This window comes from Streptomyces sp. NPDC058246, from assembly GCF_042881985.1.
Classification (GTDB): domain Bacteria; phylum Actinomycetota; class Actinomycetes; order Streptomycetales; family Streptomycetaceae; genus Streptomyces.
This window is the reverse complement of record NZ_JBHVWZ010000006.1, coordinates 358,741-381,585: the sequence shown is the minus strand read 5'-3', so window position 1 is coordinate 381,585 and position 22,845 is coordinate 358,741. Positions and strand designations below refer to the sequence as shown.

Genomic DNA, 22,845 nt, shown 5'->3' with positions numbered 1-22,845 from the left:
TTGATGTCCCAGATGCCCCAGCCGACGGCCCTTTCGCGGTGCCCCAGTTGCGAGGAGCCACTGGAGGCGGGTGACCTTTTCTGCGGTGCGTGCGGCTACGACCTGTCGGCGGTGCCCGCTCCGCCGGCGGACCACCCCACGGTCGCCATGAACGGCAGCTCGGCGCGGCCCCCCTCGGCCTCCGCGGCCGTGGACTGGCCTGTCGCGCCGGAGATCGACAGCTCCGACACGCCCGCGCCGGTGCACCGCGCCACGGACATCCGCGGCACGGACTCGGGCGGCACCGAACTCCCGCCCCCGCCCGGCGAACACCCCCACACGCCCGGTGAACACCCGCACACGCCAGGTGAACACCCGCACACGCCCGGTGAACTCCCGCACCCCCCGGGTGACCTTCCGCACGCCGCTGCCGCCGAACTCCCCCAGGCCGTCGCCGCGCACACCGCCGGCCCTCCCGAGCCTCCTTCAGGCGTACGGTTCGACCGGCCCTCGGAGCCGGACGAGTACCCGCTGGCTCCCCCGGCCGCCGAGCCCCAGCAGACCCCGGCACGCCCCGCCGGATCCGAGGCCTCCGCCGGGCCCTTGGGCGAGCCGGTCGCCGATCCGCGCACCGCCGACCTGGCGGCGCCTCCCGCGGGCAGCAAGCTGTGCGTCGCCTGTCGCTCGGGCCAGGTCGACAGCGACGGCTACTGCGAGAACTGCGGACACGCGCAGCCGCGCGAACGCGACCACATGGAGCAGGAGTTGGGCGCGGTCGCCGCGGTCAGCGACCGGGGCCTGCGCCACCACCGCAACGAGGACGCGTTCGCGATCTCGTCGACCGCGCTGCCCGACGGCGCGCCCGCGGTCGTCGCGATCGTCTGCGACGGCGTCTCCTCGGCGACCCGCCCCGACGAGGCCTCGCTCGCCGCGTCCCGCGTGGCCAACGAGACGCTCCTCGAAGCCCTGCCGCTCGGCACGCACCCGCAGCAGGCGATGCACGACGCGATCGTCGCCGCCTCGGAGGCCGTCAACTCGCTGGCCGACGAGTCCACCGCGCAGGGCGAGCACGCTCCGCATGTGAACGCGCCCGCGTGCACCCTCGTCGGCGCGGTCGTCACCCCCGCCCTGCTCATCGTCGGCTGGGTCGGCGACAGCCGCGCCTACTGGGTGCCGGTCGACCGGAGTTCGCCGCCGGCCCGGCTCACCGAGGACGACTCGTGGGCCGCGCAGATGGTCGCCGCGGGCCTGATGAACGAGGCGGAGGCGTACGCCGACGAGCGCGCCCACGCCATCACGGGCTGGCTCGGCGCCGACGCATACGAACTGGAGCCGCACACCGCTTCCTTCAAGCCGGACCGGCCGGGTGTAGTGGTGGTGTGCACCGACGGGCTGTGGAACTACGCGGAGGCGGCCGAGGAGATGGCCGAGGTCGTGCCCCTCGACGCCGCGGAAAGGCCGCTGCACAGCGCCCAGGTCCTTGTCGGCCACGCCCTGGACGGCGGGGGCCACGACAACGTAACAGTGGCCGTCGTGCCGTTCCCCGCCCCGTCGCAGGGGGCAGGATCGGCCTGAGGCCACTCACGGGGACGGCCTCGGACCGGAGGGGACCGGTCCGCATACAGTCATCGCCTCCGCCGGTCGCGGAGGTTTCGAGGGGGACGAAGAAGGCATGGCCAATTTCTCGAAGTCGAACGTGCCGCAGTTCTCGGTCGACGTGTACCAGAACGAGTACCTGCCCGAGGGCGGCCGCGAGGTCAACGCGATCGTCACGGTGAGCGCCACCGGCGGCGGCACCATCGGAAGCTCCGTCGGGGCGCCGCACGTGTACACGGCGGGCCAGGGCCCGGACGCGGCCGTGGCGATCATGGTCGACTGTTCGGGCTCGATGGACTACCCGCCCACCAAGATGCGGGGCGCCCGTGACGCCACGGCCGCCGCGATCGACAGCGTGCGCGACGGTGTGCACTTCGCGGTGATCGGCGGCACGCACCTCGCCAAGGAGGTCTATCCGGGCGGCGGACGGCTCGCGGTCGCCGACACGGCCACCCGCGACCAGGCCAAGCAGGCACTGCGCAGGCTGAGCGCGGGCGGCGGTACGGCGATCGGCACCTGGCTGCGCCTCGCCGACCGGCTGCTGTCCTCGGCGGACGTCTCGATCCGGCACGGCATCCTGCTCACCGACGGCCGCAATGAACACGAGTCGCCGCAGGACCTCAGGGCCGCTCTCGACTCCTGTGCCGGACGGTTCACGTGTGACGCGCGTGGAGTGGGCACCGACTGGGAGGTCAAGGAGGTCACCGGGATCGCCTCGGCGCTGCTCGGCACCGCCGACATCGTCGCCGACCCGGCCGCCCTGTCCGCCGACTTCACGCAGATGATGGAGACGGCCATGGGCAAGGAGGTCGCGGACGTCGCCCTGCGACTGTGGACCCCGGTCGGCACGGCGATCAAGTTCGTCAAGCAAGTGGCCCCCACGGTCGAGGAGTTGACCGACCGCCGCACCGAGGCGGGCCCGCGCGCCGGGGACTACCCCACCGGTTCCTGGGGCGACGAGTCCCGCGACTACCACGTGTGCGTCGAGGTCCCCACGGCCGGCATCGGCCAGGAGATGCTGGCCGCCCGGGTCTCGCTGGTGATCCCGCAGCCGGACGGAAGCGTGCAGAACCTCGGCGCCCAGGGTCTCGTACGGGCCGTGTGGACCGAGGACATGGTGGCCTCGACCTCGATCAACCCGCAGGTCGCGCACTACACGGGTCAGGCGGAACTGGCACAAGTCATCCAGCAGGGGCTGGATCTGCGCAAAGCGGGAGATGTCGACGGCGCAACGGCCAAGCTGGGGCGGGCCGTTCAGCTCGCGAGTGCGTCCGGCAACGCCGATACTGCGAAACTGCTTGCGAAGGTGGTGGACGTGGTCGACGCCGCGGCAGGTACTGTGCGATTGAAGGCAAGGGTCGAAGAAGCGGACGAGATGACCCTCGAGACACGGTCCACAAAGACTGTTCGTGTAAAGAAGTAGCGAGCCCGGTTCCCGCGGGGAGCCGGAGAAACCCGGTCATAAAGACCGGAAAAGGAGAGGGGGAAGCGCCGACATGCCGACCTGCCCGAACGGACATCAGTCGGGTTCCGACGACTGGTGCGAGGTCTGCGGTCACCGCATGGCCGGTGCCGTGCCCCCGTTGCCTCCCCCACCGCCCCCCGCCGGCTACGGCTATCCGCCGCCCGGCTCGCCTCCGCCGCCGCCCGGTCCCGGGGGCCACGGCGGCCCCGGTGGGCGCCCGCACCTGTCCGCCGTGCCCGACCCCGAGCCGGAGCTCTGCCCGCAGTGCCGTACGCCCCGTGAGGGCGCCGCGCCGTTCTGCGAGGAGTGCCGGTGGAACTTCCTGACCAATACGGCGACCTCGTACACGCCGGCCGCACCGCGCCCGCCGGCGCCCGCGCCGGGGATTCCCGGCGGTCCTGGTGGGCCCGGCGGCCCGGGTGGCCCGGGTGGTCCTGGTGGCCCGAACCCCGCGCTGCGGTTCCAGCAGCAGGGGCCGGGGGTCCCGGGACAGCCCGGCGGTCCCGGTGCGGGTCCCGGTCACGACCCGTTCGAGTACCAGAGCTCGCGGCCCTCCCAGATGAACCGGCCCGCCGAGCCGATCCCGCCGGGTCCGCCCGCCCCGCCGTTCGGCGCCGGGGGCCCCTCGGGCTTCGGCGGCGATCCGTCCGGCTTCGGAGCCGACCCCTCGCGTCCGGTTCCGCCGCCGCCCGGGCCCACTCCCGGTGGCCCCGGCGCGCCGCAGGCCTTCACCCAGCAGCCGGCCGCGCCCTTCACCCAGGGCGGGCCGCCCGGGCCCGGCGGCCCGGCCTTCGGCGCCGACGACGACTGGGTGATCTCCCCGCCGTCGTCCGGTGCGCCCGGCGGCCCCGGCGGTCCGAACGGTCCAGGCGCCGGCCAGGGCGGCGGCTACGGCTACCCGCAGCCCGGCGCGACCCAGGCTCCGCCCGGCTCCGGCCCCGCCTACCAGCAACCGCAGCAGCCGCTGTCCTGGTCGGCGACGATCGGTCCCGACCGCGAGTACTTCATGGCGATGATGCAGCGCTCCGGCCCCGAGGCCGCGGGCCTGAACCTGCCCGCGTACTCCCCGGAGCAGCAGCGCCCGCTCATCGGCAACCAGATCACCATCGGCCGCCGCCGGCACTCCACCGGCGACACCCCCGACATCGATCTGTCGGTGCCCCCGGAGGACCCGGGCGTCTCGCACCAGCACGCGGTCCTGGTCCAGCAGCCGGACGGCAGCTGGGCGGTCGTCGACCAGAACTCGACGAACGGCACCACGGTGAACGGCGGCGAGGAGCCCATCCAGCCCTTCGTGCCGGTCCCGCTCCAGGACGGCGACCGCGTGCACGTCGGCGCCTGGACGACGATCACCATCCGGCGCGGCTGACGCGGGGGATCACGCGGCTGACCCGGGGGATCACGGCAGCGGCCAGGCGTACGGCCCCTCGGGGTCGTCCAGCCACGCCCAGGCGCGCTCACCGCTGACCGTGATCCCGTACCGCTCGCGCACCGGCTGGTCCTCGCGCTCCCACAGCGCGTACGCCTCGTACGGGTCGAGGCTGCCCGCCGTCAGGGTCAGCAGGAACCGGAACAGCTCGTCGCTCCTGACCCGGCGGGGCAGCCCGTCCAGGTGCCGCGGCTCGGGCGCCTCGGGCCGGGTCTCGCCGCGCAGGGGCACGAAATAGGCGGGCGTGTGCAGGAAGCGCCCCTCGGCATGCCCGGCGTCCCGGACGCGCAGCGCGATCAGGCCGGTGGCCAGCGGCGCGAGGATACGGGCGCCCGGGGTGCACTGGGGCAGCCAGGGGCGGGGGATCGAGGTCAGCGTGCAGGTGGCCATGATCCGGTCGAAGGGGGCGCGCTCGGGGACACCGCGGGCGCCGTCTGCGGTGACGACGGTCGGGTGGTGGCCGGCGGCGGCCAGGTGCCGCCGTGCCGATTCGGTGATCTCCGGGTCGAGGTCCACGGTGGTCACCAGCTCGTCGCCGAGGCGGTGGGCGAGCAGGGCCGCGTTGTAGCCGGTGCCGGCGCCGATCTCCAGGACGGCGTCCCCGTCCCGTACGTCCAGCTCGGTCAGCATCTTCGCCATCAGCGACGGCTGGCTGCTGGAGGACACCAGCTCCCCGTCGCGCACCCGGGTGGCCAGCGGGGCGTCCGCGTACGCGCCGCGCACCCAGCGCTCCCGGGCCCGCGGATCGGGGTCCTCGCCCCACACGCGCTCGAAGCCGCCCATGACGCCGATGTAGTAGTACGGCACGAACAGATGGCGCGGGACCGACTCGAAGGCCTCCCGCCAGACCGGGTCGGCGTCCCACGCCCCGCTCCTGTCGATCTCCCGTACGAGGGTCGCCCGCGCCAGGGTGGCGAGGTCGTCCAGGTCGTGGTCGAGAGCGTGCGCGCTCATATCTCCACTGTGCTGCCGGACGGCCCGCGAGGCGAGCGCCGGGCTCGGCCGATCACGTACGCGTGGCACGAACCGCCGATCCCGACGCGCCACATACCGCCGATCCCGACGCGCCACATACCGCCGAGCCCGACGCGGCGCATTACCGCCGATTCCGATGAGTGGTCCTAAGCCTTGAGTCCTCCGCCACCCCGTCTGAGACCATGGGTGATGTGAATGAGATTCGGCGCGGCACGCTTCAGGAGCAGACCTTCTACGAGCAGGTCGGCGGCGAGGAGACCTTCCGGCGTCTGGTGCACCGTTTCTACGAGGGCGTCGCCGAGGACCCGCTGCTGCGGGCCATGTATCCCGAGGAGGACCTGGGTCCGGCCGAGGAGCGGTTCAGGCTCTTCCTGATCCAGTACTGGGGCGGCCCGACGACGTACAGCGACAACCGAGGTCACCCCCGGCTACGGATGCGCCACGCCCCGTTCGCCGTCGACCAGGCAGCACACGACGCCTGGCTCAAGCACATGCGCGTCGCCGTCGAGGAGCTCGGCCTCTCCGAGGAACACGAGCACACGCTGTGGAACTACCTGACGTACGCGGCGGCGTCGATGGTGAACACGGCCGGCTGACATGACCGCTTACGTCGGAGCACCGCCTGCCGCCCGGCGCCGCATCGTCTGCCGCCCGGCGCCGCGCCGCTCGGCGTCCCGCTCGCGACGGAAGTCTCGCGCCCGGTCCCTGACCATGGAGGGGGCGGCGGCGATCAGCGCACGCTGACGTCCAGCGCCCCAAGTCCCGCCCTGCGTACGGCGATCGATCCGTACGGCGTACGCAGCCGGAGCCAGGCGCCGGACGAGTACAGCCCCAACGGGCTTTCGTCGGACGCGACATGGCCCCCGGGACGCAGGAATCCCAGCGACTGCGCCGCGTGCGCGGCCCGCACCGGAAGACCGGCGGCGCAGACCGGCCGGGACCAGATCTCCCGCCCGATCCGGTCGAGTTCGGAGCGGGTACGCAACTCGGGCGCCAACTCCTGTGTACGGGAACGGAATTCGGCGACCGCGGCGGCCACCATCGCCCGTACGGCGTCCGGCGCGGGGAGCCCGGGCTCCTGTCGCCAGCCCCCGCGGGGCGGGAGCACCCCGGCCCACGGCGGCCCGGTGACGGCGGCCGGGACGGCGGCGGTGGCCGCCGACTCGTCGACGGAATCCAGGAGTTCACCCGCGGAGACGGTCACGTCGAGGGTGACGTCGAGCCCGTTCTCGTACGGCTTGGCGAGTCGCGCCGTGCGGATGGCGAGGACCTCGAAGGACGGCGGTCGCCCGAAGACCGCGAGCGCGGTGCCGTGCGCCTGCAGGCGCACGGCGGCCGCACGGTCGTAGTGGATCAGCCGGGAGAGGAAGGCGGCGAGGTCCGCCGCCTCCCCCGCGTCGGCCAGGTGCAGGACGGTCATGCCGCGACGGCCTCGTCCGCCTTGTCGTCGCGGTACTCCTCCAGGAACTCCCGTTCCTCGGCGGTGATGCGGCGCGGTCGCTGGGCCTCGAAGTCGAACGGGACGACCACGGTCGCGGCCCGGACGTACAGCTGGTCCGCGTCCTTGACCTCGTAGGTGATCGTGAAGGCCGCCGCCCGGATCTCCGTGATCCACAGCTCGATGTCCACCGGCTCGCGCCGGTGGACGAGCTGGCGCTTGTAGTCGATCTCGTGGCGCGCCACCACGGACCCCTGCTTGAACTGCTTGTCCGGAGGGGACAGGAAGTCGATACGTGCTTCCTCCAGGTAGCGGAGGAAGACCGCGTTGTTGACGTGGCCGTACGCGTCCATGTCCGCCCAGCGCAGCGGGCAGCGGTAGAGATGCCGCAAGATCGATCAGCCCCGGGTCAGCTTCTTGTAGGTGGCACGGTGCGGGCGCGCCGCGTCCGGGCCGAGCCGCTCGATCTTGTTCTTCTCGTACGACTCGAAGTTGCCCTCGAACCAGAACCACTTGGAGTCGCCCTCGTAGGCGAGGATGTGCGTGGCGACCCGGTCGAGGAACCAGCGGTCGTGGGAGACGACCACGGCCGCACCGGGGAACTCGAGGAGCGCGTTCTCCAGCGAGGACAGCGTCTCGACGTCCAGGTCGTTGGTCGGCTCGTCGAGGAGCAGCAGGTTGCCGCCCTGCTTGAGGGTGAGCGCGAGGTTGAGCCGGTTGCGCTCACCGCCGGAGAGGACACCGGCCGGCTTCTGCTGGTCCGGGCCCTTGAACCCGAACGCGGAGACGTACGCACGCGAGGGCATCTCGACCTGGCCCACGTTGATGTAGTCCAGCTCGTCCGAGACCACGGCCCACAGGGACTTCTTCGGGTCGATGTTCTCGCGGCTCTGGTCGACGTAACTGATCTTGACGGTCTCGCCGACCTTGATCGTGCCGGAGTCCGGGGTCTCCAGACCCTGGATCATCTTGAAGAGGGTGGTCTTGCCGGCGCCGTTGGGGCCGATGACACCGACGATGCCGTTACGCGGCAGCGTGAACGACAGGTCATCGATGAGGACCTTGTCACCGAAGGCCTTGGAGAGGTTATTGATCTCGACCACGATGGAGCCCAGGCGCGGGCCCGGCGGGATCTGGATCTCCTCGAAGTCCAGCTTCCGCATCTTGTCGGCCTCGGCGGCCATCTCCTCGTAGCGGGACAGACGCGCCTTGGACTTGGCCTGACGTCCCTTGGCGTTGGACCGCACCCACTCGAGCTCTTCCTTCAGACGCTTCGCACGCTTGGCGTCCTTCTGGCCCTCGACCTTGAGGCGGGAGGCCTTCTTGTCGAGGTACGTGGAGTAGTTGCCTTCGTAGGGGTGCGCGCGGCCGCGGTCCAGCTCGAGGATCCACTCGGCGACGTTGTCGAGGAAGTACCGGTCGTGGGTGACGGCGACGACGGTGCCCGAGTACTTCGCGAGGTGCTGCTCCAGCCACTGCACGGACTCGGCGTCCAGGTGGTTGGTGGGCTCGTCGAGGAGGAGAAGGTCAGGGGCCTCGATCAGCAGCTTGCAGAGCGCTACGCGGCGGCGCTCACCACCGGAGAGGTTGTTGACCGGCCAGTCACCGGGCGGGCAGCCCAGCGCGTCCATGGCCTGCTCCAGCTGCGCGTCGAGGTCCCAGGCGTTGGCGTGGTCCAGGTCGTCCTGGAGCTTGCCCATCTCCTCCATGAGCGCGTCCGAGTAGTCGGTCGCCATCAGCTCCGCGACCTCGTTGAAGCGCTTGAGCTTGCCCATGATCTCGGCGGCGCCGTCCTGGACGTTCTCCAGCACGGTCTTGGACTCGTCGAGCGGCGGCTCCTGGAGCAGCATGCCGACGCTGTAGCCAGGAGACAGGAACGCGTCACCGTTGGAGGGCTGCTCGAGGCCCGCCATGATCTTGAGAACGGTGGACTTACCGGCACCGTTCGGGCCGACCACACCGATCTTCGCTCCGGGCAGGAAGCTCAGGGTGACGTCGTCGAGAATCACCTTGTCGCCGTGCGCCTTGCGCGTCTTGCGCATGGTGTAAATGAACTCAGCCAAGAGAAACCGTCCGGACGCTTGAAATCGGCAGTGGGCAGATACACCCCATCTTGCCTGACGGCTACCCCTGGGGGGAAACCCGTTCGGTCGGGCGCCCGTGACCTGGACGTTCGCTGCCCCAGCTGGTAGCCGACCTGTCACTGGGCGTCGCCGTCGATCGCTGCCGAGCGCCGTGGCGTGGCACGGGGACGGAGCAGGCCTACCGACCGGGGTGCCCACGCCGTCGCGCGGCCCGGGGACGGGCCAGGCCTACCGGCTGGGGTGCCCCCTTGCTCTTCTACCTGTCGTCTTCGTCCCGGCTACCTGTCGTCTTCGTCCCGGCCGTCCTCGAAGACGAAGAGCGGTTTGGCGCCGTGTGCGGGTGCTTCGGCGAACGAGATGGCTTCGGTGAAGCGTTCGAGCGGGAACGGCTCGCCTTGGGGGATGCTCAGCACTTCATCAGCGACGAGGCCGCGAACCTCGGACAGCGCGCGCAGCGCATCCTCGGGTGAGGCAGTGCCGAACCAGCGGTTCAGCCAGAAGCCACGGACTGCTTTGGTCTCGTAGATGAGCGAGCGTGCCATCAGCGGGATCGTCAGCGCTGCCGGGTCGGTCTGCCGATGGGTGGAGAGCGCGCCGTAGACCACGACCTCTCCACCCGGAGCCAATGCCTGGGACACCTGGGCACCCACCTGGCCCGCGACGCAGTCGACGGCCTTGCGCACGCCGGCCGGTCCCGCGATCTCGGCCACACGCCGCAACAGGTCCTCGTCCTCAGTGCAGATGACCTCGTCACCACCGAGCGCCTTGATCTCCTCGACGGCTTCGCGCCGCCGCACGACATTGATGGTGCGAATACCCAGATGCCTGGCCAGCTGAATGACGAGCCGGCCGACGGTGGAGCCCGCGGCCGTCTGCAACAGCCATTCACCCGGCTGTACGTCGAGTTCGCGAGTCACCAGGAGCAGCGCGGTCAACGGGTTGACGGCGAGCTGACAGGCGCTGGAGTCACTCAGATGATCGGGAACCGGCAGGAGCCTTCGTGTATCGGCAACAAGGTATTCCTGCCAAGTGCCCTCCACATGCGACCCGGGCACCGCCGGAACAGCGACGGCCACCACGCGCTCGCCGATCTTCAGCCCCTCGGTATCCGGGCCCAGGGCTGCAATACGGCCCACGCATTCCATGTGACCCCCGACGGTGGGAAACGCGGGGGAGAAACCGTAGCGGCCACGCAGCACGTGCAGATCACTGGCGTGAATCGGAGTCGCCTTCACGCGGATCAACGCCTGCCCGGCTCCCGGCGTGGGAACAGGACGGGATTCCAGCCGCAGGACATCGGCCGGCTCGCCCACCTTTCCGGCTACGAGCGCGCGCATGGAATGTGGCATGAGTGACCTTCCGTCTCTCAGTGCCCGACGCACTCGGCGAGCGTCTGTGGGCTGCCGGTCATCATTGATCACCTCGATGGACTGGATCCCGGGCGCATGCCCTGCCGCCCTGCCAAGTCCGCCGTACGCACCGCACCCGAGAGCCCCAGAGGCCCCGACATCACGCTAAGCGCCTCTGACAGGCTCTGCAATCCAGCCTCCGGCGGCTGCACGTAGCCAAGCCGTCACTCCTCGTCCGTACCGCCTCCACCTCAGCCGTCACTCCTCGTCCGTACCGCCTCCACCTCATGCGGAGTCGAGCGAAGAAGCACATTCTGGTAGCAGGGGCTGGGCCCGCCCCGGAGGTGATCGTGATGACGCAGACACAGGCACAGACGCAAGCACGGACCGCTGTCGGATGGCACGTCGAGCTGGAATTCGACGAGGACGACCACCGCACCCGCGCGGCCGCCCTCGTACGGCTCCCCGACGGGAGCGAGGTGCGCGCCCATGGGTACGCCAGCCGCCACCCGTCCGACTCGAACCAGCCGAGAGTCGGCGAGGAGGTCGCGGGAGCCAGGGCACTGAACGAGCTGGCGATGCAGTTGCTGACCAAGGCCCACGACGAGATCGACGAGGCGTCGGGCCGGACGTCGCACCCGCTGACCTGACGGGACCGGACGCGGGAGGGAACCCCGCGACCCGTCCGGCCGGTTGCTCAGCGACCTCACCCGCCGTTGCCCGGCTAGAAGCTCCACGGGATCGCGGTGTCCACCGGGCGGGCCGCTGCGGACGTTCCCGCCATGCCGGCGGCCAGTGTGGTGCCGTCAGCGGGGTCGATCAGGACCTCTGGGCGGGACCTATGGGGAGGGAGGCAGATCCGGTACGTATCCCACCCACGCATCGCGCACACTTCGGGCGGTCCCCCCATGGGGAACAAGGAGTTGATCCAAGAGCTGATCCACACATCGGGCGCGGCCCGGAGCGATAGCGATACCCCTCACCGAAGCGGAAGCCAGACCCAGTGCGGGCCCGCCCACGATTCGGGCGTCAGACGCGCGCAGGCAGACCGGAGTGGGCCGCGGGCAGCGGCCGGCGGTGGTGGGCCACCACGGTGCGGCTGTCGACGGCGGCTCGGCCGGCGACGACAGGCCGGCTCGCGGCGGCACCGCGGGCTCCGGCGGCGCCGCGGATCTCCCGGCCGGTCGTCTCGACCGCCTGGAGGATCTGCTCCGCCCGCGACCGCAACAGCGCACCGGCCGCGGTGAGTTCGATCGGGCAACGGCCGCGCCTGTGGAAGAGGGCCGTACCGAGGGAAGCCTCGAGGCTCTTGATCTGTCCGGTGACGGTGGACTGGGCGCAGTGCAGATTCCTGGCCGCCTGGGTGAAGCTCAACTCCCGTGCCACGTCACGGAAGACGCGCAACTGCTGGAATTCCATCGCGTTTCTCCTGCTGTACGAGGTCCGATGCGCGGCAGCTCAGCCGGCGCGGTCGAAGTGGTGCGGCCGATAGACGGAGGTGGCCCGGGCCACGGTCCGCCCGCCCTGGACCGCGGCCAGCGCGGCCGGCTGGGCCTCCCTTTCGGCCCGCGACGGCGAGAACGGCGAGTGGAGCGAGATCCTTCCCCGCACCCGGTTGGAGCCCGACACCCTCCACCGCTTGCCGCTCAGCACCCCGGCCACCGCGACCCACATCCGTCTGGACGTCTTCCCCGACGGCGGTATCGCCCGCCTCCACCTGCACGGCAGCTTCACCGCACAGGGCTCGGCCGAACTGCGCCGCCGTCACGGCGCCCTGACCGCGTAACCCCTCGGGCACGAGCCTGGCAGCCCCGATAGCCGCGGACCCCAGGCCTCGAACCTGTCGGCGGCGAGGTGGACCCTCGGATGTCGGGATTTCGGTGGCCCGCTGCCGCCCGGGGAGTGGGGATTGTGCGCCGCCGGCGCGGTGTCGGCCCGCGGGCTCAGGCGAGGGCGGCGACGAGCAGGGTGAAGGCGGCGACGATGACGGCGACGCGGACGTAGTGGAAGCGGTCCCAGCGGTTCATCTGCTCCTTCCAGTCGGCGGGCCGATTCTCGGGGGTCCATGTCTTGCCCCGGTTGTTGATCGGGACGAGCAGCAGAAGCGACATGATCACGCTGAGGATCAGCAGCGCGCCGGCGGTGACGGCGAGGCCGGCGCCGTCGTGGTGCCATCCGGCGATGGCCCAGACCGCGACGAGGACGAGCGAGCCGATGTACCAGACCGGCATGACGGCGCCGAGCATCCGGCCGCCGTGGCTTCGGCCGCGTTGGCTGCTGTCGTCGGGGAGCGCGTCGAGGATCGGGTTGATGACGAAGGCGACGGAGAACTCCACTCCCACCATCAGGCCGACGATCACGGTGGTGACGATCTCAAGTGCGTTGAGCATGACTACCCATCCCGGAATCTAGTGTTGCTAGATGATGAGGCAACGCTAATCCTGCTGCCGCTTGCTTGTCTAGCGATGCTAGGATCGAATCATGTCGGTACAGGAACGCAAGGAGCGCGAACGGGCGGTCCGCGAGCGCCTCATCGTGGCGACGGCCCGCGAACTCGCCGAGCAGCAGGGCTGGGACGCGGTCACCACCCGCCGGCTCGCCGAGCGCATCGAGTACAGCCAGCCCGTCCTCTACAGCCACTTCCGCGGCAAGCGCGAGATCATCGGCGCCGTCGCCCTGGAGGGCGCCACCGAGATGGCCGCGGCGCTGCGGGCCGCGACCTCCGCCGCGGACGGCCCGCGCGCCCGGGTCACCGCCCTAGCCCGCGCCTACCTCGTCTTCGCCGAGCGCAACCCGGCGGTCTACGACGCCATGTTCCAGCTCGACGGCGGCCTGGCGTTCGCGGACGAGGTGGAGACCCCGGAGCCGTTGAAGAACGCCTTCGCCGCCCTGCTGGAGACTCTCCATGAAGTCGCCGGGGAAGGCGTCCACCCCGGACTGTTCACCGAGGTGTTCTGGGCGGCCCTGCACGGGCTGGCGACCCTGACCCGGGCGGGACGGCTACCCACAGGGGACGCCGAGCGGAGAGCGGAGCTGCTGGTGGCCCGGCTCGCCGTGGTCTGACGCGTCGTACGGCCGGGCAGCAGGGCTCTTCGGGCCCGGCCGCCTGCTGCGGCATCGCTTCCGGTCGAGGTCGGCCCCGCCGGCGTCACGGCGGCCACCGAAAGCCACCGACGCCCCGGATATCGATGATGGCGCCCTGAGGGAAGACGCGGAAGGTGTCGCGGATCGGGCTTCGCCGTGTCGAGTGTCACCCATCCCGACCAGCAAAAAGACCCTCCGATGGGAGGGCTCTCAGCGGCGCCCCCGGCAGGACTCGAACCTGCGGCCAAGCGCTTAGAAGGCGCCTGGTGCGTAAGCCTGCGGCTGGGCTCCGACCTGGGTAATCACCCGCGCCAACGACGGCTTGCCACCCGGCTTCGACAGGCATTCGACACAGCGCGGACTACTCGTAGATGGTCGCGGCTCGCAGGGCTCGTGCGAAGAACGTCCAGTCGCCGCTGGCCGGCAGCTCGCGGCGCGTGCTGCTGTACCAGCCGTCCGCGTCGTCCATCCATGCCGCCAAGGCCTCCAGGAAGCTCGGGAGGTCCGGGTTCTCCCATGAGCTGCCATCCTCGGCGTGGCTGCGCTGTAGGGAACGAACGAAGGCTGGCAGGTCTTCTCTGCTGTCGACGTGCTCAGGAGAAGTAGTCACGCCCGGACCCTACTTGGCTCACCGGCTCCGGGATCCGGTGAGCACCGCCTCGTAGGTTCCACATTGACGTCACCCGTAGATGTCAGAACGGTGCAACCATGTGCGCTCGCGGCACGATGGCCCTGTGGTTGACCTGGAGCGCATCAAGGCGGAGACCACGGCGTACTTCCGAGCGCTCGATGAGAGGGCCACCCTGAGGCACCACTTCCGCGACAATGACGAGGAGGGCGGCTTGTGATACTTCGAAGCCGTCCCTGACCGCGGCGAGTTGGTCGCCGTCAAGCAAGCCGAGCCGACTTCGGCCGACCAACTCCCCCGGTACCGCTGGGAGCACTTGGAAGTCGAGCACCGCTTCCTGACAAGACCATGGCCTCTAACCGGTGGTCACCACTTAGGCAGGCTGACGAACGCGCGCCAGCATCGCCGCCGACTCGCTCCGTAGAGGCCTCTCAGCGTGTACCCGAACCGGGTGGACCTGGTTGGGTGGGTTGAGATTCGACGCGCACAACCACTGCTCCTTGAGCGACATCTTCCACGGACGGAAAGTTGTCAGTTTCCGCGTTTCGGACGACCTTCCTCACCGTTTCGACTTGCTCAAAATACTTATCTAGCTGTTTTTGTTGGTCACTCCCGAAGACGCCCGGACGATCGAGCATCCGGCGATACAGGTCATAGAATTCCGACTCCCCACTCCTGAACGCTTTGTAGTGGGCTTCGACGCGAAATGCTCGAGACAACGCCAGGAGTATGGCCGAGTGCGTGGCAACCACCGTCAGTAACCACTTCGACCAGGGATCTTCAGTGGTTGCCTGCGCCAAGAGAGGAATGCCTACCGATGAGAGACTGATCCAGGTCAGGGAGTAGATGTGGAACGTTCGATAGCGCTCAGCCTGAGTCTTCCAGAATTTCAGCGTTCCTTGCATGCGCTGGAAGTTCTGCACCAGGAGCAACTTGGTGTCATCAGGAAAGTGGGGCGATTCAGCGAATGAGGGGCCGCCGGGCTTTAGATCCACCCATTTAATCAAAACGCGCAGAACCGGCAAAAAGGACAAAAATGCCAGTGAAGTATAGACGATGAGTGCGATAGCCCAAGGACTCACTGGGGGCTCCTTCAATGCCGCATCTGACGTCCAGCAGAGCGTAACCGTAGACCAGCGCAGGGATCACTGGAGCTGCGGTCGACCTATTGGGGCCGCTGGCTCGGCCATGACAAGAAGCGGCCCCATCTTGCCTGACGGCCACCCCTCGACGGAAACCAGTCTCATCGGGGAGCTGTGACCTGGCGGTTCACTGCCCTCGCTCAGACCTGATCTGTCACTGACTGTCGCCGTAGGTCACCGCCGAGCACCTTCGCACGGCCCAGGGACGGCCCAGTGCGCTCACTCAGGCCGGTCCCACTCATCCAACTTGATCTTCACTTGGTGGTTGTGATCTGCATGCCAGATGACCACGCCTGCCACCGCAGCGCCCATGGCGGGCAGCTCCAGCTCATGCGGCATGCTGCCGACCTCGGCTAGCCCCACGGCATCGGGCATCCCATGAATCCGGATGAAGACACCGAACCGCTGACGGCCGATGACCTCTCCTCTGATGCGGGCGCCCTCAGGCAGCGCCGCGACGGTTGCTGTCCAGCTCTGTCGAACTGCCTCCGCTGCCGGCACTCCAGGACCCGCCAGCCATCTGAACTCATCCATGGCTAGAGCATGACTGTGTCGAGCGCCGCTTTGTAAGTTCGATCCGCAGCCGCCCCGGGCGTCGTCGTCGGTTGGCCCGACAGTCATCCAGGGGCGCCGTTGTGTGCCGCTGTCCGGCCTCGTTGATGTCAGCCATGGATGTCAGAAGTTGCGCGAAGCCTTACCGGCCGTCGAGCGACGGCAGCATGGTACTAAGAAGCCACGCGGCACCGTTCGCTTGCTCACCATCACCGTGGGCTGCTTCTACCATCGCCATCAGCGCAGCACCACTGCCAGTGCCAAGGCGGTACACCAGAACCATCCGATCTTGGCGCTTCGGTATCTCGAACGGTGCATGACCGAATCCAGCTGCCCGCAGGCCAGCAGAAATCTCTGCAACCACGTTCTTCTTCGCTCGGGCTGCCCCTACAGCGTTACGAAGCGTCTTGACGCTGACAGCTGCATAGCCCCTACCGTCGTCTACGGCCTTCTCAACCTCACTGAGGTCCAACGTTCCCTCCCCTTTAGCGGGCAGTGACCCTACCCGGCGCACCATGGCCTCATTCATCACTGGGTGCTCGACGGGGTGCCGGTCGGGTAACGGCTCCGGAGGCCGCTTGGGTCGTGGGCAGGGCACCAGGTCACGGCCCTGCATGTGGCAGATCAGGCCCGACGAGTCCATAGATAGGCCACCACCGGCTGAAGACGCTAGCTGCCGGCACCGCAGCGGTCTGCGGACGAGAACCACTCGTTCAGAGGCCCTCCGTCGAGATCGTGCCCATTTCTCGATCAAGTTGGCTCTGGGACGGGACGTCAGCCGTCCAGTCGTCCGCTGAGGGCACCAGATCAGTGATCTTCCCAGTCACGAACTCACAAGCTGCTACGAACTCTTCCGCCGCACTCCGACTCACAGAGACCCCCTCGTGGTTGATCTCTGCACGCATTCGTTGAAGCTGACGTGCTATGGAGTAGACGTTCTGCGAGAGCCCTTCCGAGACGAGCGACTCAAGGATTTTCGTGAACGGCCTGAACCTTCGGGCGTCAGGCTCAGGGTCCACGGCCTCCGCAGCATGGCGGGCCGTCAACTCCATGGCGCGGTGGGCCAGTAGCACGGCCGCTTCCGGTGAGACGTTCACGAGTGCTCGTGGATCATGAAGTCCAGGCAGCGTCAGCGGAGCAGGTTCGGCTACGTCGCCCTCCCTAGCCTGCTCTTCTTGCAACTGCTGGTCCAGTTTGGTGGCTTGATCGTTGAAGTTGAAGGTTCCAGCCGGTGTCTCAGCTGATTTGAGGCGGTCGATGAGACTGGCGAAATTTATCCCAAAACGCCACGCCAGCAAGCCGAAGAACGCTGGCCATACAAAGACCTTCGCATACTCAAGCACCAATTTAGCTATTTCCACGGACACATCATGCCTTCTGGAATGGCTGGAACCTGCGTCACGGAGCAGATGCAAGAAACACCCCATCTTGCCTGAGGTCCAGCCTTGGGTGGTAACCCGTATGGCCGTAGGTCGCTGACCTGGTACTTCGCCGATGGTCGCTGTAGATCGACTGTCACTGTTGGTCGTCGTCGAGTGGCCTCGGCGAGCCTCGGACGGCCCAGGGACGGCCCGAGCTTCACTGCCTTTGCACCGTGGTTGCCCCACGCCTAGGCACGCCGTGACACCCGGACACCAGCTCGGCGCCAGCACTGGCCCGTCTGAGAAGCGGAGCCCGACCCTCCCGTTGTTCGCGGTCAATCGGAGCGCACGCCAGCCCACCGGCTTCGTCGTCCAGCAGAGGCGCACGCTCAGCAGTCCGAGCCTGCCGTGATCCACACGGACGACCGCACCATGATCGACGGTCCCGCGCACCCCCATCCGAGGTCATGAGGCCTGTGTCTCTCCCCAGAGCCGTTTGGAGTGCTGCCGTTTCGGCACCATCAGTCCGGCGGTGGAGCGTCTCAAGCGGTGGCTCTCGTGGTTTGGCCCCCAACCACCTTCCCTTGTCGCTAGTGTTGATGGTTACTGGCGTGTGCATGCAGGGGGACAGACAGTGCTTGAGATGCTGGCAGGGAAGATCGCCGGGGCAGTGCTGGGTGCCTCTGCGGGAGCAGCAGCTAAGCGAATATCGCCGGGCCCGGGTGCCGGGTTTACCTCGAGTCCGGCATTTCCGCGGTTGCGTCTGAAAAAGCCGAATTCGGTGCAACCAAAAGACATAGAAAGCCTTACCAAGCACGTAGCCAATCGCCTTGTCGAGTTGGAGAAGAGGGAGTATTCGAATCTCCAGGAGAACGAAAGGCAAGCCGCCCTCATCCTGGCTGCAAACACTTTAGCGAATAGCTCCATCGACATCTGGGAATTCGACCTTAACCCAGAGTCTTACAGCCAGGCAGTGCTACGGGAATCTTCCAAAAACCGTACATTTGCAGAGCTGTCGGAAGCGGCAGAAGCATATTGCCGGACCCTGATCAGGGACATCTCAGTACAGCTGGTTCAATTCATTACTACCTGGCCAACGTTTGCTGCACGGGTAGAAGTAGAGCAACTAATTAGGTTGCGCTCCCTTGCAGATACTATAGATAGCATTAACACCAAAATGGGGCCTGATCTCCGAGTTGAAGATTCAGACTTCGAAAATCGATATGCAACTCTGGTTATTGATGGGCTTAATCGGCTACAGATCTTCGGCTTGGACCTTGCCGACAGGAGAAACCGATCCTACGATCTGTCAGCCGCTTACATCACACTTACTGTCGCCCCGATGACCCGCCGCGGGACCCCTGTTCTTTCCGCTTCGCGGAATTCTGTTGAACACTTCAACGATGCGGCGGACGAGGATCTGGCGACTTCCGCGAGCGGCATATCGGATAGCGATAAGGGTGTAGGGATGCGCGCAGAGGTTGCCGCAGCTTCCTACAAAAGGATTCTTCTACGCGGTGACGCCGGTTCAGGAAAGACGACACTTCTTCAATGGCTGGCAGTAAACGCAGCCCGCAGAAGCTTCTCCGCTGATCTAGCAGAGTGGAACTCACTGGTTCCCTTCATGCTGCCGTTGCGTAGATATGCTCGAGGCACACTCCCCAGCCCCTCTCAGTTCTTCCCAGTAGTCGGATCACTCCTTTCCGAGGAAATGCCTGACAGGTGGGTCCATCGGCTACTGAGATCAGGGCGAGCTCTTATCCTGGTTGACGGAGTTGATGAGCTTCCCGACGATCAACGTGAGGTAGCCCATGAGTGGCTTCGGTCACTAGTTACTACCTACCCTGACGCCCACTACATTGTCACCTCGCGGCCGGCTGCGGCAGAGATTGACTGGCTCAGCGATGATGGTTTCGCAGTCCTCGACATGCTTCCAATGAACCAAAAGGACGTCGAAAACTTCGTCGAACATTGGCACAACGCCGCTAGAAATAGCGAAAGTGACTCATTTGAGATCACGGCTCTAACTCAGGGTGAAGCGGATCTGATTAAATCCATTCGAGAGGAGCGTCAACTCCGACGCCTTGCTTCCAATCCGCTTCTCTGTGCGCTGTTGTGCACTCTAAATCGTGACCGGCATTCGCAACTCCCTCGCGATCGGATGGAACTTTATCGAGCGGCACTCGACCTCCTTCTCCTACGGCGTGATCGCGAGAGGAAAATCAACTATCCTGCACCCGCGCATCTGGGCGATTCTCAAAAGAAGTCTATATTGGGCGGGTTCGCACACTGGTTGATCAGGAATGGCCTGACGGACGCTTCGAGAGAACAAGCCATTAGGCAGGTTGGTATCTCGCTGCAGTCCATGCCTGCGATTGGGTCAGATTCCCAGGCAGTTTTTGATTACCTGTTGGTTCGCAGTGGCTGCCTTCGGAAACCGGTCCCAGAACGGGTTGACTTCATCCACCGTACCTTCCAGGAGTACCTTGCTGCTGCTCGCATCGTCGAGATTGATGACTTCGAAAATCTCCTCTCCAACGCTCATCTAGACCAGTGGCATGAAGTTTTTGTTATGGCTGTCGGTCATGCAAGGCCGAAAGAGCGTTCATTGCTTCTCTCCGGCCTAATTGAGCGTGGCGATAGGGAACCAAAGCATCGAAAGCGTCTCCATCTGCTCGCTGCAGCTTGCCTAGAGACAGCCATCGAGTGCGACCCTCCGAACATCTACAATCAAGTTCGCGAGATAACCGCTGAACTCATACCTCCGCGCCGAATCACGGACGCTAAGGAATTGGCTTCGGCTGGAGAGATGGTGATTCCGCTTATCCCGGATCGAAGGCTCTCCGCAGGCGAAGCGGCGGCCACCATTAGAATGGCAGCAATTGTTGGTGGAGACGGCGCACTCTCTTTGATCAGTCGTTATGCTCGCGACAAGCGAGTAACGGTGCAGAGGGAAATCCGGCAATCGTGGGAGTATTTCGACGCCGAAGAGTACGCTCAAAAAGTCATGTCGAAGGACCCAGAAAGTTGGCGGTCCATACATATTTACCTGCCGCATATGCTTCCGGCCTTGCATCACCTGCCGGAGTTGCAGGAACTTCACGTAGCTTGCCCTGTCGCAGGGATGGACTGGATCCAGGGACTGACAAAGCTAAATATGCTGCACTTCCGCAGAGAAGTCGCCGATTTTTCCTTTGCAGCTCTCGCCGCAGCCTGCCCTCAACTCCAGCGATTGAGCTTCGCCACCGGGAAGGCAGTTGATTCATTCGGAGATCTTTCGGGGCTGCAACATTTGGAGTCCATGAATATTTTGCGCGTGAGGGGAGATGCCTTTGAGCTGTCAGATTTCCCCAGACTTCCAAATCTGAAGCGGCTTCTCATCCACGGGAGTTCAGGCGGTCTCGACTTCTCAGATCTAGCTCAAAGGGTTCCCGGAATCGAGTTCCTGTTTCTATCCGCTGGAAGGCCAGTTGAAGATATTTCGGGGATTAGCCGGATGGACCACTTGGGGCAACTCACTTTGAGCATGTATCCCTCCCAGGCCGACTTTACTCCCCTGGCCAAGGCTCCTCGTCTTAAGAGACTCACCCTTCGGACTAATGAGCCGGTGGACACAAAGACTTTGGCTGGCTCTGACTCTCTTTCGGAAGTCAGGATTCTACCGCGTGAAGGGCTCAGCAGGTGCAGTCTCAATCAATTTGATCTGCGACCTTTCATTAACTCTGGCCGCACTTGGCAGATCAGTGTCTCGGCGCGATTTGATTGCCTCTTTGTTGGTAACGATCGTCCAGAAGTAGTTGCCGATCTGAGCCAAGATTCTTCACCGATGTGGAGATTCGCAATCAACTCTCCATGAGATACCTCTCCAAGGTCGGCGGAGCGGCTTTGGGCTGGAGCTGCTTTGGGGCGAGTGATCATGGCCCCGTAAGCTGATGGCGAGTCGGGCAGTCTGTGGACCTGCCCGTTAAAGCACGACGTTGGGGCCATGATCTTAGAGGCTCGCCCCAAAGTGGCTGCCTAAAGCCGTGGAGCCGACCGCCCCAGCCACAGAGGGTGTCTCCCACCTCATGCCCGCAGCTCGCCAGCGCGCCGCCTTGGCGCGGCCAGCCGGGGCGAAGACAGAGGCAGGCCGCGCCGTCGAGGCGGCGCGCGCCCGCGCCGTGCGCGGGCCTTGATGAAGTAGGGAAAGTTTGGCCGCATGGCGCCCTTGTACCGGGGCGTTGTCGGCTGCTGCCATGAGTGCTGGGGACAAAGGCGCACTTGGGGGGCGGATCCGATGGCAGACCTCACGGTGAATCCGTGGAAGCGGCACGGCAAGAACAGGCTCTACGTGAACCTGCCGGACGGCACGCCCGTCGCGTGGGCGGACCGGGATTCCAGGGTCATCACCGTCAAGGTCACCGAGCATCAGCACGAAGCTGTGGCGCTGCTCCGTCAACACCTCGGTGATCCGCTGACCGTGCGCACCGACCGGCCAGACTCATCACCTACTCGTCAGCCTCGGCCGGCCGAGCAACCTCAGCAGTCGTCACCCCCGGCGAAGCCCCGGCGTGATCGACGCCCTTTGTCGCTGCCAGAACTCACCGTTGCCGATGACTTGGCGAAGAACCCTCCCGGTGCAGCAATTCTCAGCGACATGGCCGTCCGTGGCCCCTCGGTTGTCGCGCGAGCCTGGTCCAAGCTGCTGCAGCGCCCTTCGGGCTGGGAATCCTGGCTCGATGGCCTCGAAGGGGAAAAGAGGGTAGGCCGTGAGCTGGAACGCCTGACCGTTCACGGCTGGCGTGTTCTGCACGGCATTCCCAAGGGCGATGGCGGGGACATCGATCACCTGCTGATCGGTCCCGGCGGGGTGTTCGTCTTCAACACGAAGCGGCACCCTGGTGCGTCGGTCTGGGTCGGTGACGAGGTGGCCAAGATCAACGGTTCCCCGCACGCGTACCCCGCGGCGAGCAAGTCGGAAGCCGTCTATGTGCGAAGGGTGTTGGAGCGCTACGCCGGCTTCGCACCCGACGTGGTGCCCGTCCTCGTCTTCGTCGATGTCGCTTCAGTGGTCCGCGCACCGACGCAGCACATCGTGCGGACCTATCAGGAACGGGAGGTCTCCGCCCTGGCACCGCTGACCGGTCAACTCACCTTGGATCAGGTTGAGTCGCTGTTTGCGGTGGCCCGCCACAGGCGCGCGTGGCTTCGCACCGACCCGCCTTCGGCACCCGGTCAGGCTTCGGGGGCTGGGGAGACGTAACAGACAGCGTCGATCTCCTGCCCCTCTCCGTACACGTGCCTGGCCGTGCCGAGGCGCTGCATCCCCAACCGTTCGTAGAGCCGGATGGCTGCCTTGTCCTTGGTCATCACGTCGAGAACGACCCGTAGTCCGTGGTCCCGGGCGTAGTCGAACCCGGTCCGCATCAACCGCTCGCCGAGTCCTTCGCCCCGTGCCTCGGGTGCGATGAACAGACGGGCGCCTACGGCAACGTGGTCCGCGGTGTCGCCGCTCTGCTCGAGCCATATCTCCACGGCGTCCTCGCCCTGGGGCCGGCTGAGCATGGCGTGCCCGACGATCTCGCCGTCCTTCTCCGCCACCCACGCCTGAAGAACGCCCGTGGGGCTCAGCCACTCCTGCGAGGCGTCGACACCTTCCACCGGGTATCCGTCAACGGCGTGAACGGCGACAAGTGCCGCCGCCGCTCCTGCCAGGTCTGCTTCAGTGCGTGGGCGGATGGTCGTGCTCTGTCCGGCTGCGTCGCTGTGCATCTCGCTCCTCAC

General features: G+C 66.6%; 21 protein-coding genes, 1 tRNA gene and 1 pseudogene. 9 read left to right on the top strand and 14 right to left on the bottom strand.

Annotated elements, in window-relative coordinates; all coding sequences use genetic code 11:
* Positions 1 to 3: 3 nt before the first annotated feature.
* The 3 genes from ACFVXA_RS12505 (at position 4) to ACFVXA_RS12495 (ending at position 4,409) form a co-directional block, all read left to right on the top strand.
* Positions 4 to 1,554 carry a protein phosphatase 2C domain-containing protein gene (locus ACFVXA_RS12505; RefSeq protein WP_390024906.1) on the top strand — a complete coding sequence of 517 codons (1,551 nt, stop codon included), beginning with the start codon at positions 4 to 6 and terminating at the stop codon, positions 1,552 to 1,554.
* A gap of 97 nt (positions 1,555 to 1,651) precedes the next feature.
* Positions 1,652 to 2,998 carry a VWA domain-containing protein gene (locus ACFVXA_RS12500; protein WP_383905988.1) on the top strand — a complete coding sequence of 449 codons (1,347 nt, stop codon included), beginning with the start codon at positions 1,652 to 1,654 and terminating at the stop codon, positions 2,996 to 2,998.
* A 73-nt stretch (positions 2,999 to 3,071) separates the two neighbouring features.
* Complete coding sequence (locus ACFVXA_RS12495; protein ID WP_383742635.1) at positions 3,072 to 4,409, top strand: FHA domain-containing protein; 1,338 nt, start codon at positions 3,072 to 3,074, stop codon at positions 4,407 to 4,409.
* Positions 4,410 to 4,439: 30 nt separating this feature from the next.
* On the opposite strand, the gene ACFVXA_RS12490 is transcribed toward ACFVXA_RS12495, so the two are convergent.
* Positions 4,440 to 5,423: a methyltransferase domain-containing protein gene (locus ACFVXA_RS12490; RefSeq protein ID WP_383742632.1), complete on the bottom strand. Its 984-nt coding sequence runs from the start codon at positions 5,421 to 5,423 to the stop codon at positions 4,440 to 4,442.
* 203 nt (positions 5,424 to 5,626) lie between these two features.
* Here ACFVXA_RS12490 and ACFVXA_RS12485 point away from each other — a divergent pair, with 203 nt between their 5' ends.
* Positions 5,627 to 6,040, top strand: coding sequence for a globin (locus ACFVXA_RS12485; RefSeq protein ID WP_362018015.1), 414 nt, complete (start codon positions 5,627 to 5,629; stop codon positions 6,038 to 6,040).
* A gap of 134 nt (positions 6,041 to 6,174) precedes the next feature.
* On the opposite strand, the gene ACFVXA_RS12480 is transcribed toward ACFVXA_RS12485, so the two are convergent.
* From ACFVXA_RS12480 to ACFVXA_RS12465, 4 genes are all read right to left on the bottom strand, one after another.
* Entirely contained in the window at positions 6,175 to 6,864 is a 690-nt protein-coding gene (locus ACFVXA_RS12480; protein ID WP_383742626.1) for a hypothetical protein, read from the bottom strand.
* Positions 6,861 to 7,274, bottom strand: coding sequence for a thioesterase family protein (locus ACFVXA_RS12475; protein ID WP_362018011.1), 414 nt, complete (start codon positions 7,272 to 7,274; stop codon positions 6,861 to 6,863). The genes ACFVXA_RS12480 and ACFVXA_RS12475 overlap by 4 nt, the downstream gene beginning before the upstream one ends.
* Positions 7,275 to 7,280: 6 nt before the next feature.
* Positions 7,281 to 8,945 (bottom strand): energy-dependent translational throttle protein EttA, encoded by a 1,665-nt coding sequence (ettA, locus tag ACFVXA_RS12470; RefSeq protein WP_362018009.1) that lies wholly within the window; start codon positions 8,943 to 8,945, stop codon positions 7,281 to 7,283.
* A 299-nt stretch (positions 8,946 to 9,244) separates the two neighbouring features.
* Entirely contained in the window at positions 9,245 to 10,303 is a 1,059-nt protein-coding gene (locus ACFVXA_RS12465; protein WP_390024904.1) for a zinc-dependent alcohol dehydrogenase family protein, read from the bottom strand.
* A gap of 365 nt (positions 10,304 to 10,668) precedes the next feature.
* On the opposite strand from ACFVXA_RS12465, the gene ACFVXA_RS12460 reads away from it, so the two are divergent.
* Entirely contained in the window at positions 10,669 to 10,965 is a 297-nt protein-coding gene (locus ACFVXA_RS12460) for a DUF1876 domain-containing protein (RefSeq protein WP_383905985.1), read from the top strand.
* Positions 10,966 to 11,344: 379 nt separating this feature from the next.
* On the opposite strand, the gene ACFVXA_RS12455 is transcribed toward ACFVXA_RS12460, so the two are convergent.
* A complete protein-coding gene (locus ACFVXA_RS12455) occupies positions 11,345 to 11,734 on the bottom strand; it encodes a LysR family transcriptional regulator (RefSeq protein WP_389468318.1) in 390 nt (129 codons plus the stop codon).
* A gap of 118 nt (positions 11,735 to 11,852) precedes the next feature.
* On the opposite strand from ACFVXA_RS12455, the pseudogene ACFVXA_RS12450 reads away from it, so the two are divergent.
* Positions 11,853 to 12,101, top strand: a pseudogene (locus ACFVXA_RS12450) (allantoicase); the annotation flags it as partial.
* Between the two features lie 157 nt (positions 12,102 to 12,258).
* Here the strand turns inward: ACFVXA_RS12450 and ACFVXA_RS12445 are convergent.
* Complete coding sequence (locus ACFVXA_RS12445; protein ID WP_390024902.1) at positions 12,259 to 12,705, bottom strand: anthrone oxygenase family protein; 447 nt, start codon at positions 12,703 to 12,705, stop codon at positions 12,259 to 12,261.
* 91 nt (positions 12,706 to 12,796) lie between these two features.
* Here ACFVXA_RS12445 and ACFVXA_RS12440 point away from each other — a divergent pair, with 91 nt between their 5' ends.
* Entirely contained in the window at positions 12,797 to 13,378 is a 582-nt protein-coding gene (locus tag ACFVXA_RS12440) for a TetR/AcrR family transcriptional regulator (protein WP_362017995.1), read from the top strand.
* Positions 13,379 to 13,616: 238 nt separating this feature from the next.
* On the opposite strand, the gene ACFVXA_RS12435 is transcribed toward ACFVXA_RS12440, so the two are convergent.
* From ACFVXA_RS12435 to ACFVXA_RS12410, 6 genes are all read right to left on the bottom strand, one after another.
* A tRNA-Arg gene (locus tag ACFVXA_RS12435) sits at positions 13,617 to 13,687 on the bottom strand.
* Between the two features lie 73 nt (positions 13,688 to 13,760).
* On the bottom strand, positions 13,761 to 14,009 hold the full coding sequence (locus tag ACFVXA_RS12430) for a hypothetical protein (RefSeq protein ID WP_390024900.1): 249 nt from the start codon (positions 14,007 to 14,009) through the stop codon (positions 13,761 to 13,763).
* Between the two features lie 449 nt (positions 14,010 to 14,458).
* Positions 14,459 to 15,109, bottom strand: coding sequence for a hypothetical protein (locus ACFVXA_RS12425; protein WP_362017991.1), 651 nt, complete (start codon positions 15,107 to 15,109; stop codon positions 14,459 to 14,461).
* A gap of 279 nt (positions 15,110 to 15,388) precedes the next feature.
* A complete protein-coding gene (locus ACFVXA_RS12420; protein WP_362017989.1) occupies positions 15,389 to 15,703 on the bottom strand; it encodes a hypothetical protein in 315 nt (104 codons plus the stop codon).
* Between the two features lie 160 nt (positions 15,704 to 15,863).
* Positions 15,864 to 16,193, bottom strand: coding sequence for a hypothetical protein (locus ACFVXA_RS12415; protein WP_390024898.1), 330 nt, complete (start codon positions 16,191 to 16,193; stop codon positions 15,864 to 15,866).
* Between the two features lie 241 nt (positions 16,194 to 16,434).
* The gene (locus ACFVXA_RS12410) at positions 16,435 to 17,082 is read right to left on the bottom strand and encodes a hypothetical protein (RefSeq protein WP_390024896.1); all 648 of its coding nucleotides are present in this window, start codon (positions 17,080 to 17,082) and stop codon (positions 16,435 to 16,437) included.
* Positions 17,083 to 17,725: 643 nt separating this feature from the next.
* On the opposite strand from ACFVXA_RS12410, the gene ACFVXA_RS12405 reads away from it, so the two are divergent.
* Complete coding sequence (locus ACFVXA_RS12405; protein ID WP_390024917.1) at positions 17,726 to 20,938, top strand: NACHT domain-containing protein; 3,213 nt, start codon at positions 17,726 to 17,728, stop codon at positions 20,936 to 20,938.
* A 420-nt stretch (positions 20,939 to 21,358) separates the two neighbouring features.
* Positions 21,359 to 22,324 carry an NERD domain-containing protein gene (locus ACFVXA_RS12400; RefSeq protein WP_390024894.1) on the top strand — a complete coding sequence of 322 codons (966 nt, stop codon included), beginning with the start codon at positions 21,359 to 21,361 and terminating at the stop codon, positions 22,322 to 22,324.
* Here ACFVXA_RS12400 and ACFVXA_RS12395 read toward each other — a convergent pair.
* Positions 22,297 to 22,833, bottom strand: coding sequence for a GNAT family N-acetyltransferase (locus ACFVXA_RS12395; RefSeq protein ID WP_390024892.1), 537 nt, complete (start codon positions 22,831 to 22,833; stop codon positions 22,297 to 22,299). The genes ACFVXA_RS12400 and ACFVXA_RS12395 overlap by 28 nt on opposite strands.
* Positions 22,834 to 22,845 lie beyond the last annotated feature (12 nt).